This is a genomic window from Oceanobacillus profundus (assembly GCF_003515705.1).
Classification (GTDB): Bacteria; Bacillota; Bacilli; order Bacillales; family Amphibacillaceae; genus Oceanobacillus; species Oceanobacillus profundus.
The window spans coordinates 168,822-181,296 of sequence record NZ_QWEH01000005.1 but is presented as its reverse complement, the minus strand read 5'-3'; the positions used below and the strand labels follow the sequence as shown (position 1 = coordinate 181,296).

Here is a 12,475-nt window from a genome sequence, read left to right as displayed (position 1 = left end):
AAAGTATAAAACTTTTTCTATCTGCATAAGTGCCTAAGGCTTGCATTTAAGAGTATAAGAGGTTATGAGAAAGCAAAATGCATTTTCTAAGAATCACTTTCACGAATGCCAGGTTTACTAAAAAGGTGTTTCAAGAGCGTTTGATATTAATGCGTAATCTTTACGTAATCATTCTGTAAAAATACATCCAATTTTTTTATAATGATTTTTTCTATGAAACTATATATCCTATTAACATAGAAATAAGGAGGATATAAATATGTTCAAAAAGATTAGCACATTCATTTTTGCGTTAGTTATTTCAATATCATTACTAGTACCAACTGCTGCGTTTGCAGCTAGTTCTTATACCGTAGTTCCTGGTGATACAATGTGGAAAATCGCTCTGAAAACTCAAACAGGAGTGAGTGAGATTATCAAAGCGAATGCACAATTAAAAAATCCAAATCTTATATATCCAGGACAAAGCTTGCGGATTCCAACAAATAGTGACGATCTAGTGGAACAAGAAGTGATCAAGCTCGTAAATGCGGAAAGAGCAAAGGCTGGACTACCTGCATTGAAATATGATTGGGAGCTTGCTAGAGTTGCAAAGCATAAGTCGCAAGATATGAAAGACAAAGGATATTTCAGTCATACAAGCCCTACATACGGATCACCGTTTACGATGATGAAAAACTATGGAATCAACTACAAATCAGCTGGTGAAAACATTGCAAAAGGTCAAAGCACTGCACAGCAAGTTGTTAATGCTTGGATGAACAGTTCAGGTCACAGAGCGAACATCTTAAGTAAAGATTATACGCATATTGGTGTCGGTTATGTGAAGTCCGGTCACTACTGGACACAAATGTTTATGAAAAAATAAATAGATGTTGATTTTTAGTTGGAATTCATATATACTAACGAAAATTATATTGAATTCGATGATGAAGAGAGTAGTTATGATGGTAACGCAAGCGAGTTGGGGGATGGTGTGAGCCCAATCGTTCTATCCTAATGAAGCGGACTTCTGAGAAACAGCCCGAAATGCAACAGAGTAGGGTGTAGTCGGGTAATGGCCGTTATCCATTTATGAGTTGGTTTTGATGAACAATAAGAGTGGTACCGCGGGTAATCTCGTCTCTATATAGAGGCGGGATTTTTTTGTGTTTACTGATGAAAAGGAGGCTGAAAATAATGGATGCCGTAAAAGCATATGCAGTGGAAATGACCGTACATTTAAACGGTCTGCTAAAGCTGGGAGAAGTTATGAATCTAATCGAAAAGCCGAAGTTTGAGGAGCAAGGTGATTTAGCATTTCCGTGTTTTACACTTGCTAAGGAATTGAGAAAGGCTCCAAACATAATTGCGCAAGAGTTAGCAGGAAAAATAGACCATCCAATCTTGGAGAAGGTTGTCGCGGATGGTCCGTATGTCAATGCCTTTTTAAATAAAAGAATGGTTAGTAAACATGCCTTAACATCCATCCTTAAGGATGGTTCGGCATATGGTTCGATAAATTATGCTGAAAAGAAAAATATTACAATTGATTTTTCATCTCCAAACATTGCAAAGCCCTTTTCAATGGGGCACTTACGTTCAACCGTAATTGGTAATTCACTTGCAAATATTGTTGAGAAATGTGGCTATCAAGCGATTCGAATTAATCATCTTGGTGATTGGGGCACACAATTCGGAAAGCTCATCGTGGCATATAAATTATGGGGCAATGAGGCGCGTGTAAAAGAGGAGCCAATTCAAGAACTGCTAAAGCTGTACGTACAGTTTCATGCTGAAGCGGAAAACGACTCAAGGTTAGAAGACGATGCAAGAGCTTGGTTCAAAAAGTTGGAGGATGGTAATGAAGAGGCTCTTTCCCTTTGGACGTGGTTCCGAGATGAATCTCTTCAAGAGTTCGGGAAAATTTATAATTTATTAGGAGTTCATTTCGATTCCTACCATGGGGAAGCGTTTTATAATGATAAAATGGAGCGAATCGTCAGCCGTCTGGAGGAAAGTGACCTGCTGCAGGTATCCGATGGAGCAGAAGTGGTAGACTTAGCTGAACATGACTTAGCGCCTTGTTTAATCAAGAAGTCAGATGGTGCAACCCTCTATGCGACGAGAGATTTAACCGCTGCTGTTTATAGACAGGAAACCTATGAATTTGAAAGATCATATTATGTTGTTGGTCACGAGCAAAGCTTGCATTTTGAGCAAATTTTCTTAGTGCTCCAAAAGCTTGGATACGATTGGGCAAAGCAATTAACACATATTCCATTTGGTTTTATCCTGAAAGATGGGAAAAAGATGTCTACTCGAAAAGGGAAGGTCGTTTTATTAGAAGAAGTTATTCAAGAGGCGATTCGACTCGCAGAACAGATTATTGCTGAGAAAAACCCAAGCTTACAAAATAAAGCAGATATAGCAGAAGTGGTGGGAGTTGGGGCGATTATTTTCCATGATTTAAAGAATGACAGACAAAATAATATTGAGTTCTCATTGGAAGATATGCTGAAATTTGAAGGAGCAACTGGACCTTATGTACAATACACACATGCAAGAGCCTGTTCCATCTTGAGAAAAGCCGAATATGAGGATACAGCAACGAAAGGCTTAAATGATAGCTATAGCTGGTCTGTTGTGAAATTGTTAATGGAGTTTCCGGCAGCCATTGAGCGAAGCTTTAATTACCAGGCGCCTTCCCAAATTGCCAAATACCTTATTGATCTATCGCAGGAATTTAATAAATACTATGGGAATATTAAAATTTTATCTGAGGATGAGGAACTAGAAAGTCGACTTGGATTGGTAAAAGCGACAACCATTGTTTTAAAAGAAGGATTGCGATTGCTTGGAGTGAAAGCTCCGGATGAGATGTAATTTGCTTGGGTTAACTTCCCCTCGAAGTCAACAGAGGGGAGAATAATCCTTACCCAATCGGCGTACCATTTTCCACGACTTCATCTGGCGCAAGCAGGATAACGTCATTTTCACCTGCAACACCTCCAAGTACCAATACTTCTGATTTATACCCAGCAATACGCATTGGTGGAAAGTTCACGACTGCAACGACTTGTCGGCCGATTAATTGTTCGGGAGTATACCGTTCTGTGATTTGAGCGGATGAATTTTTTTTGCCGACTTCTGCTCCAAAATCAATTTCTAGCTTTATTGCAGGTTTCCGGGCTTCTTTAAAAAGCTCAGCATGGATGATGGTACCAATTCGAATATTTAATTTTTGAAAGTCCTCAATTGTTGCCATGTGAAATACGCTCCAATCCTTGAATATTTTTCTATTACTATACTACAAGTGTTTCATAATTGAAAAAATATAATACTTAGTTATTTTATATAGCTAGTCAAAAACAGTACCGTAGTGATAAAAATGAAGGCAATATTAAAAAGCCAACTATCACTCAAGAAAAAATACAATAATTATTCTGTAAAGAAGTGTGACATTTTCCAATTGTTACACTTCTTTTACTTTTTCCTGGTATAACTGTCTGTATGATTCTAACTTATTCAATAAGTCTTAAGTCCACACAACAGGAGCTCCTAACCGATATGATTCTTATCTTTGTTATCTCTATTTTCCTCGTATACCTAGTAATGGCCGTGCAATTTAACCATTTAGCACATCCAATTATTGTAATGTCGGTTATTCCAATGGCCTTTGTGGGGGTTGTTTTAGGTTTATTCGCCACACAGCGGGAGCTAAGTATCCTGTCAGGTATGGGGATTATCATGCTTATTGGGATTGTATTAAATAATGCGATTCTACTTATTGACCGAACAAACCAATTGCGCAGAGAAGGTATTCCTGTGAATGATGCAGTAGTCAGAGCGGGTAAAGATCGTATTCGACCAATTTTTATGACGACTTTTACAACGGTTGGTGGTATGCTGCCACTTGCATTAGCAACCGGAACAACTGGGAATTATCAAGCAACAATGGCGACAGCAGTTATTTCTGGACTGATGTTTGCAACATTGATTACATTGGTTTTAGTTCCAGCAGTTTACCGTACATTCAATGCAATAGGAAATGGTTTCGGTCGATTGTTTAAACCAAGGAGTAAAGAACAAAAGACAGTAGAGGATCAAGCGGTATAAAAGATAAGAGTTCCTTCCAAAATAGAATTGGGAGGAATTTTTTATGGATTGCTATTTTCAAGCTATAATGTAAAATAACAATCAGCATTCACATAAAAATTAGTACCAGTTACTAATACTATATGCTAAAATAGATATATACTATTATTATAGAAAAGAGGAATAAGCCATGTATTATTTTGCAGCTTATTTATTAAAGTTCATTTTAAGTTTATTTGGCAGAATCAAGGTATATCAAAAAGAAAACTTACCTCAATCCGGAGGATATATTATAGCATGCACCCATACAGGATGGGTTGATATATTGTGGTTAGGCGTATCGGTATTACCCACCAAGATATATTATATGGCAAAGAAGGAGTTATTCCAAACAGGTTTTACAAAATGGCTAATGGAAAACTTACACGCCTTTCCGGTTGATCGTGAAAACCCTGGCCCAAGTTCGATAAAAACACCGCGAAAATTACTAAAGGATAACAAAGTAGTTGGGATTTTCCCTAGTGGAACCAGAACAAGTGAAGAAGCGCCGTTAAAAAGAGGGGCAGTAACGATAGCGACACATTCGAAAGCTCCGATTGTTCCTGTTGCTTATACAGGACCAAATAATTTCACGGAACTATTTAAAAGAAAAAAAGCAAAAATTATTTACGGCGAACCCATTTACTTGTCTGAAGATCACCCGAAAAAAGAAGCGATGGAAATGATGATGGATGAATTGAACGCGGAATTAAATCGCCTGCAGAAAGAAATCGAATTATAATATAAAGTACCTGTTCACAGCTTAAAAGTGATAGGTACTCTACCTATTAGGATATTCTTGTAAAGCAGGCGACTTCCAAGTGAAAGGTACTTATAGTAACTTGTACTCCTTGAATTTAAGATTGCGTGATGTTTATTGATGGTTCGGAACAAGAGTTCTATAATGAAATTAGGTATCAAACATGGAGGCGATATTGTTGAGGCCTAATTTAACAACAGACATGAGTATCCAAAGTTTTAAAGATTTCTATTGGTTAAAAGAAGAACTCCAAATATTTTGCAGAGGAAACGGAATAAGTGCTTCAGGTTCCAAAATAGAGATTTCTAACAGAATTGAGACTTTCCTTCGTACAGGAGAGATAAAAAAACCAATTCGAAAAGCAAAAGGGAACAGAGCAGCGCTACAGATTGAATTGAGTCTTGATACAGTTATTTCAGAAAATCATCGTTGCAGTCAACAAGTAAGAGCTTTTTTCAAAACCGTTATCTCTGACTTTCATTTTTCTACTTATATCCAAAACTATTTCAAAAACAATATCGGAAAAACGTATCGAGATGCTGTAGAAGCTTGGTATAAAGAGGAAGAACGAAAGAAAGATCCATCGTACAAGAAACAAATTGCACCTCAATTTGAATACAATCAATTTATTCACGACTTTTTTGGCGACCCTAGTAATCAAGGGAAAAGTCGCAAGGAAGCAATTGAAGCTTGGAATACGATTAAAAAACTCCCGGGAAGCAATAAATACATCTCTAAGCATTCATCTTTGTAGCAAGCCTTATAACAAGTGTAGAAAAACCAGCATACTGCCCGTTCGTATGCTGGTTTTTTCTACTTCCCCCTAAGACACTGAATAAAGCTCAATTCGCCAAATAGATGAATCAGTTTCAAAGGTTTGCTCATGCTGGAGTCCAAGTTCTTCCGCATTCTCAATAGGAACAGCTGAAAGAATATAGTCTCCACCTAGGTTTTTCAATGCTTCTGTATCGATATCCAGCTGCTCGATAGCTCCATCCCTATTTTTTGTAAACATATAATCTTTACCATGCTCAGCGACATACATATATAATCTACCACCCCATGTATCAAAGTAGTTTTCTAATGTTGCGCTTTTATCTAGTTCTCCAGCAATAACTTCTCTGAATGCATGCTTATACTCGAGTGGAAAGGAGTTGTTGTACGTATCAAGTGTATAGAATCCGTTATATTGTGCGATGGTTGGGTGCATGCCAATGCTCACAACCCGGTAATCCGATTGATCCCTTGCAATATATTCCTCAATTTCATCAAAGAGTTCCTCAGCATAAAATTCTTTAAACGTTGGTGTGTTAATGGCACCGTATCTTAGTTCCTCTGTAGATCCGAATGCTAGGAAACACTGGAGTAAAATTAGAATGCAGGCAATAGCTTTCCCAAATTTTAAATGCTTCCACAAAATTACAAGTGCTAGTGCGAAGCAAATATACCAAATTGGCGGATCGAGAAAATGCACACGAGCAAAGTTGAAGGTATTTGCTAGTGAGAAATTGTCTTTCACCATTCGCCAGCCTTCCCAATACCAAAATGCATACCAAACAGAAACAGCGAAGTTAAATACGAAAAAGCTCATCAACAGCCTCGGCTTTACATTGCTAAATGCTGCAATGAGTAAGGCTAATAAAATCGTTGGGATGATCAGATACGTTTGTAATGCCATGTCATGGGTATGACCGTAGAGAAAGTTTTCCCACGATAGTTCTACACTGCGTTCGAACGTATTATAACCAAGGTCTAATTCATCACGATGGGAAGTAAAGCCCTCATCAAAAAACATGGATACGATAAGCAAATAATCTTTGATTAAATAGATGCCTGTCATGGCAATAATTGCAGTGAAAAATGGCCAATTTATTTGTTTTGACCTTATCCAGTCAATCAACCAAAGAATGCCTAGTAATCCAAGGAAAAAGACAAAGCTAAGTACAAAATTCGAAAAGAATGGGATGATGAATAAAAGAATCCAAAGATATTTCGGTACATCCCAACCATTTTTTCGAATTGTTAAAAACAAATACAACGCTAGTGGGATACCAGCAATTGATAAAACCCCTGATGGCCAATAGGGAAGCATTGCAAACCCTAGAGAAGCTCCAACTGTAATGATGTGTATGTACGTATTAGAGCCTGCTCGGAAAATATGCTTCGACAGTAGAAAATACATGCCAAAAAGCGCAGCAAACCGCATAATCGTTTGACTGATACTATAAGCTGTCATTGGTTCAAAAAGCACATAAAGCCACACGACAGCATCGAATCCGGAAGGAAGGGCGCTTCTTGGTAAACCATTGATTACGTTTGGCAATGTGGTATCTGTCAATGTGAAAATCTGTCCACTCTCGGCAAGAATTTTATACCATACGATATTTGAATCTAAATTATCATGCAAACGAATATGCGTGTCCTCACCTAAAAGGTAATAGGGGAGGAGATATCCTATGAGGATAATACACGCAATCAACATGTATTTATTTTTGATAAAAAAGTTTGATCGTTTCGATAACATGGCTGACATCCTTCGTATTTATTCCATAATAAAGTGGCAGTCGAACGATTCTTTCACTACCCAACGTTGTGTACTGGTCCTTCCCAATAAATTTCCCGAACTCTTGTCCAGCTTTTGCTGAATGTAATGGGACATAATGGGAGACAGCCATAATATTATTTTCCTTTAAATAAGAAATGAGCTCGGAGCGCTCTTGTTCATCTTTCGTTTTAATATAAAACATATGGGCGTTATGCTTACAGTCCGCAGGTATATGCGGTCCCTCTATAATCCTTTCTTCGATTAAGGTCCCAAGTCCGGTCGCATACTGTTCCCACGTACGTAAACGATCGTTATTTATCGTTTCTGCATGTTCAAGCTGAACAGCCAAATAAGCTGCATTCAACTCACTTAATAGATAAGAGGAACCAATATCTCGCCAGGTATACTTATCGACCATTCCTTTCATGAACTTGGAACGGTCTGTTCCTTTTTCTTGTAATATTTCTGCCCGTTCAATAAGGGATGGATCATTAATTATAAGAGCTCCACCTTCTCCAGATGTATAGTTTTTTGTTTCATGAAAGCTATACGTTCCGAGGTGTCCAATCGTTCCGAGTGCCTTCCCTTTATAGGTGCTCATGACACCTTGTGCAGCATCTTCAATTACCCAAAGCCTGTGCTCGTTCGCAATTTCCATAATTGCGTCCATATCACAGGCAACTCCTGCATAGTGCACAACGACGATTGCCTTAGTTTTGTCTGTCACTGCAGCAGCAATCCGATCTGGCGCAATGTTCATCGTGGATGGATCTACATCGACAAAACGCAGTGAGGCTCCTCGAAGTGCAAAAGCATTTGCTGTAGAAACGAACGTATAGGAAGGGAGGATTACTTCATCGCCTTCCCCGACCTCTGTTAGTAATGCAGTCATCTCCAAGGCCGCAGTACAGGAAGGAGTCAGAATTGCACGTTTACATGGAAGCTCGCGTTCAAACCAGTCTGTACACTTTTTCCCGAAAGGACCATTTCCGGAAAACTTGTTCTCTGCTAAAACATGTTGGATAGCTTCTATTTCTGTTCCGATTTTGCATGGTTGGTTAAAAGGAATCAATTTTTATCACCTCATTACGATAATTCCAAGTACAACAAATGCCATACCAATTGCTTTTTGCATGGTGATTGGTTCTTGAAAAAGGAAAGCTGACAAGATAAACACCAATACAAATGATATGCTCATAAACGGGTAAGCGTAGCTAATATCAAATTTTGTCATTGCCGCCATCCAGCATAGGGCAGCACAGAATGCTGCAAGAAACCCGGAAATAATCCATGGATTTAAGAGTAGCTGCAGCAAAAAGATAATCTTATCCATGAATGGCTCTGGCAAGTTTCCTTGTTGGTCAATCTTCCATTTTAAAATGAGCTGTCCATAGACGGTAAATGCGATGGTTCCAAAAATATACAAATAACCCATTTGTCAGCCTCCATACGGAATGGAACCATTTAATTTATGGTACACATCGGTTGATTTGCGTAGCCGGAATCCTAAACTAATAAATACGTTTAAAGATGCGACGTTAGACGGTGAGATGGATGTTTTTAATTCTGAGTGGCCCATGGCGAATTGCTCTTGAACACAATAGCTTGTAAAGGCCTTGGCAAGCCCTTTTCCGCGATAGTTTTTAGACATAGCCAAAAGCAGTATTTTATCATTTTCATAAGCATAAAACCCGGCAGTTTTTCCTTCATAGATAAGTGCTATAATAAGGTCCTTTTCGATCAGATCATGCACCCAATTCATGTAGCGTTTATCTGCCATATGGTCCGGGATGTTAAAGTCACGATGGAAACGTCCGCCTTTAAACGCTTCTTCTGCAATTTCTAAGATTTCATCTCGTTCATACTGACGTGAGATTTCAATTCCTTGCTGTTCATACGGTTTAAAGTTCTCTGCCTTGCAAACTGGTTCTGTAAGTGTATCCGCATAATAAAAACCATATTTCTTTAGATTTTCCGTGTTTTCCAACGGATCGACTTTTAATGTGAAATGACCTTCTATGTTATTTGTTTGTTTTAATGCCTCCTCTGAACTGGAGGTTACTTCGTACGTATCAATAATAAAACTCCGTTTGTCCCAGGGAGTAGGTTGTAAGTAATTTTCCATTGTTCGATCAGCTCCGATTTTCCATGTTTTCTTCCGTTGTTTCTCGAATTAAGTATAATGGTCGTCCTTTTACTTCATTAAATATTTTCCCGATATAAAGGCCAAGGATGCCAAAATTGAAGAAGACTAATCCCCCAATAAAGAAAAGGGATACCATGACACTCGTCCATCCTGGTACAGATACATCTAGGAAGAAGTAGCGTACAAACAAGTACACACCATAAAGAAAAGATGCGGCGGCAAGCAAAAAGCCAAATTGAATCGATAGTCGCAGCGGCTTATTCGACTGCGAAATGATTGCATCGGTTGCCAAATTAATGAGTTTTTTTAAATTATAGGAAGACTTTCCTTCCTTTCTCGCATCATGTTCGATGGGAATATGAATGGTTTTATATCCCATCCATTGAATAAATAAGGGGAAGAAGCGATTTTGCTCACGCATCTGCCGGAATCCCATAACAACTTTTTTCGCATTAATGCTGAAATTAGCCGCCATATAATCGGAATTGCTATTTGTGAAATAATCATAGACCCAGTAAAAGGCTTGTGATGACTTTTTCTTCCACCAGTTGTCTTGGCGTTCCATTCGCTTGCCGAAAACAACTTCATAGCCATCCAGTGCTTTCGCATATAATTTAGCAATTTCTTCTGGTCGATCCTGAAGATCACAATCCATCACGACAATCCAGTCGCCGTTCGCGTAATCAAGACCAGCAGTAATGGCATGATGTTGTCCAAAGTTTCGTGCAAAATCAATTCCTTTAATCTGTTTATCCTGTTCACTTAACTGTTTAATCCTCTCCCAAGCATTGTCGGGGCTTGCATCGTTTACGAGAATAATTTCGTATTGGGCTGGAATAGCTGTAATGGTATTTTTTATTCGATTGCAAAGCTCAATTAAACAGGTCTCACAACCATAAACAGGAATGACAACAGAAATTAATGGATCAGGCTTGTTTGCTTCCATTTTTGTACATAGCCTTCCACTGTTTTCCGAAGTCCTTCTGTAAAGTCCTCGGTTGGTTTCCAGCCCAGTTCATTTGTAAGTTTAGAAGCATCGACAGCATATCGTCGGTCATGGCCTTTTCGGTCTTCGGTAAAGGTAATTAGATCTTTAAAGCTATCGATTGAAAGTGCTGATCTTCTGCTGAATGCCAGTTCATCGAGTATTTCGCACACCTGTGCTGCTATCTCGATATTCGTTTTTTCATTGCTTCCACCAACATTATACGTGGCTTGAGTTTGTCCATAGTGGAAGATTAAATCTATAGCTTTGCAGTGATCCATTACATAGAGCCAATCCCGAATGTTTTTCCCATCTCCATAGATTGGAATTGATTTTCCCGCTAATGCGTTTGAAATGATCGTTGGGATTAGCTTTTCCTCATTCTGTTTTGGTCCATAGTTATTGGAACTAGAGGAGATAACAACATTCATGCCATACGTATACCCGAAGCTTTTTGCAAGTAAGTTTGCACTTGCTTTAGAAGCACTATAAGGATTACGTGGATCATAAGGAGTCTCCTCTGAAAAGACACCTTCACTATCTAAGGAGCCATATACTTCATCAGTAGAAATTTGATGGAAGCGTCGATTGCTTAGTTCGCCTTTTTTGTCCCAATCTAATTGTGCTGCTTGTAGAAGTGTTAGTGTTCCAAGAATATTAGACTGACCAAATGCTTTCGCATCATTAATCGACCGGTCAACATGTGACTCTGCGGCAAAATTGATAATTCCAGTAATATCATGTTCCCGAAATAACTGGTTAACAAGCTTACTATCCGTGATGTCCCCATGAATAAAATGATAGTTTTCAAGGTTTTCCACTTCTGTTAAATTGTCTGCCTTGCCTGCGTAGGTAAGTTTGTCTATATTTAGAATTCTTCTGTTTGGATATTTTTTCATAAAATAAGTAATGAAATTAGAGCCAATAAACCCAGCTCCACCTGTAATGAGTATCGTATGCTTTAGCTTATTCATTTTGCACCAGTCCTAACATTGGATGATGTTCAATCGAATCCCAATATTGCTGGGTATATTTGCGGTCAGCAATTTCAAGTAAATACTGGCCATAATCGTTTTTTTCCATGGCTTTACCTTTTTCATAGAGTGCTTGTTTTGAAATATAGCCAAGGTAATAGGCAATCTCCTCAATACAAGCTAGTTTGAATCCTTGACGCTTTTGGGTAATTCGGATAAATTCAGTAGCTTCAAATAGCGATTCGTGGGTCCCGGCGTCCATCCATGTAAAACCTCTTCCAAGTAATTCTACATCTAACTGGTTTCGCATCAAATACTGCTTGTTTAAGTCTGTGATTTCTAACTCACCACGTTTGGAGGGTTTCAGCTTTTTAGCTAATTTAACAGCCTGCTGATCATAAATATATAGCCCGGTAACAGCGAAATCTGATTTTGGATGCTCCGGCTTTTCTTCTATTGAAATGACTTTTTGATGATGGTCAAAGTCAACGACACCAAAACGCTCAGGATCCTTTACACGATACCCGAAAACAGTTGCGTGTCGGTGATTTTTAATTGCTTTTCGGAACAATGTCGTAAACCCATGCCCAAAGAAAATATTATCGGCAAGAATGAGTGTTACCTTATCGTCTGCAATAAACTCCTCTGCGATTGTCAATGCTTGTGGAATACCTTTTGGCTCGCGTTGTACTTCATATTCAATCTGAATACCAAACGCAGATCCATCACCAAGCATCTCTTCGAATCTACCAATATCTTCTGGCGTACTGATAATCATAATTTCTCTAATACCGCCGAGCATAAGAACCGATAATGGATAATAAATCATCGGCTTATCGTAAATAGCTAATAGATGCTTGTTTACTGAATTCGTACTCGGGTATAGCCTAGTACCACTACCTCCAGCTAAAATAATCCCTTTCATTCCAAATCACTCCCTTAAAAGCAG

The 12,475-nt window shown here is 38.5% G+C and carries 13 protein-coding genes and 1 other annotated feature; of the genes, 5 read left to right on the top strand and 8 right to left on the bottom strand.

Annotation, left to right across the window (positions count from 1 at the left end; genetic code table 11):
* The first annotated feature begins 259 nt into the window (after positions 1 to 259).
* A complete protein-coding gene (gene safA, locus D1B32_RS10025) occupies positions 260 to 868 on the top strand; it encodes a YkwD family sporulation-associated protein (protein ID WP_095312009.1) in 609 nt (202 codons plus the stop codon).
* A gap of 49 nt (positions 869 to 917) precedes the next feature.
* Positions 918 to 1,130: a binding site (T-box leader), on the top strand.
* Between the two features lie 49 nt (positions 1,131 to 1,179).
* Positions 1,180 to 2,865 carry an arginine--tRNA ligase gene (gene argS / locus D1B32_RS10020; protein ID WP_118889256.1) on the top strand — a complete coding sequence of 562 codons (1,686 nt, stop codon included), beginning with the start codon at positions 1,180 to 1,182 and terminating at the stop codon, positions 2,863 to 2,865.
* Positions 2,866 to 2,914: 49 nt separating this feature from the next.
* On the opposite strand, the gene csaA is transcribed toward argS, so the two are convergent.
* Positions 2,915 to 3,247, bottom strand: coding sequence for a chaperone CsaA (gene csaA, locus D1B32_RS10015; RefSeq protein WP_118889255.1), 333 nt, complete (start codon positions 3,245 to 3,247; stop codon positions 2,915 to 2,917).
* A 302-nt stretch (positions 3,248 to 3,549) separates the two neighbouring features.
* Between csaA and D1B32_RS10010 the strand changes: the two genes are divergently transcribed.
* From D1B32_RS10010 to D1B32_RS10000, 3 genes are all read left to right on the top strand, one after another.
* Positions 3,550 to 4,098 carry an efflux RND transporter permease subunit gene (locus tag D1B32_RS10010; protein WP_240033766.1) on the top strand — a complete coding sequence of 183 codons (549 nt, stop codon included), beginning with the start codon at positions 3,550 to 3,552 and terminating at the stop codon, positions 4,096 to 4,098.
* Positions 4,099 to 4,267: 169 nt separating this feature from the next.
* Positions 4,268 to 4,858, top strand: coding sequence for a lysophospholipid acyltransferase family protein (locus tag D1B32_RS10005; RefSeq protein ID WP_095312017.1), 591 nt, complete (start codon positions 4,268 to 4,270; stop codon positions 4,856 to 4,858).
* Between the two features lie 196 nt (positions 4,859 to 5,054).
* A complete protein-coding gene (locus tag D1B32_RS10000) occupies positions 5,055 to 5,630 on the top strand; it encodes a DUF6434 domain-containing protein (RefSeq protein WP_095312019.1) in 576 nt (191 codons plus the stop codon).
* 69 nt (positions 5,631 to 5,699) lie between these two features.
* On the opposite strand, the gene D1B32_RS09995 is transcribed toward D1B32_RS10000, so the two are convergent.
* From D1B32_RS09995 to rfbA, 7 genes are read right to left on the bottom strand one after another with little or no spacing between them, the layout of a single operon-like run.
* Entirely contained in the window at positions 5,700 to 7,400 is a 1,701-nt protein-coding gene (locus tag D1B32_RS09995; RefSeq protein ID WP_095312021.1) for a DUF6044 family protein, read from the bottom strand.
* Complete coding sequence (gene rffA / locus D1B32_RS09990; RefSeq protein WP_095312023.1) at positions 7,363 to 8,493, bottom strand: dTDP-4-amino-4,6-dideoxygalactose transaminase; 1,131 nt, start codon at positions 8,491 to 8,493, stop codon at positions 7,363 to 7,365. The genes D1B32_RS09995 and rffA overlap by 38 nt, the downstream gene beginning before the upstream one ends.
* A 6-nt stretch (positions 8,494 to 8,499) precedes the next feature.
* Positions 8,500 to 8,856: an EamA family transporter gene (locus tag D1B32_RS09985; protein ID WP_095312025.1), complete on the bottom strand. Its 357-nt coding sequence runs from the start codon at positions 8,854 to 8,856 to the stop codon at positions 8,500 to 8,502.
* 3 nt (positions 8,857 to 8,859) lie between these two features.
* Positions 8,860 to 9,546, bottom strand: coding sequence for a GNAT family N-acetyltransferase (locus D1B32_RS09980; protein ID WP_118889253.1), 687 nt, complete (start codon positions 9,544 to 9,546; stop codon positions 8,860 to 8,862).
* A gap of 7 nt (positions 9,547 to 9,553) precedes the next feature.
* A complete protein-coding gene (locus tag D1B32_RS09975) occupies positions 9,554 to 10,513 on the bottom strand; it encodes a glycosyltransferase family 2 protein (protein WP_118889281.1) in 960 nt (319 codons plus the stop codon).
* On the bottom strand, positions 10,486 to 11,526 hold the full coding sequence (rfbB, locus tag D1B32_RS09970) for a dTDP-glucose 4,6-dehydratase (protein WP_118889252.1): 1,041 nt from the start codon (positions 11,524 to 11,526) through the stop codon (positions 10,486 to 10,488). The genes D1B32_RS09975 and rfbB overlap by 28 nt, the downstream gene beginning before the upstream one ends.
* Complete coding sequence (rfbA, locus tag D1B32_RS09965) at positions 11,519 to 12,451, bottom strand: glucose-1-phosphate thymidylyltransferase RfbA (protein WP_118889251.1); 933 nt, start codon at positions 12,449 to 12,451, stop codon at positions 11,519 to 11,521. The genes rfbB and rfbA overlap by 8 nt, the downstream gene beginning before the upstream one ends.
* Positions 12,452 to 12,475: the final 24 nt, after the last annotated feature.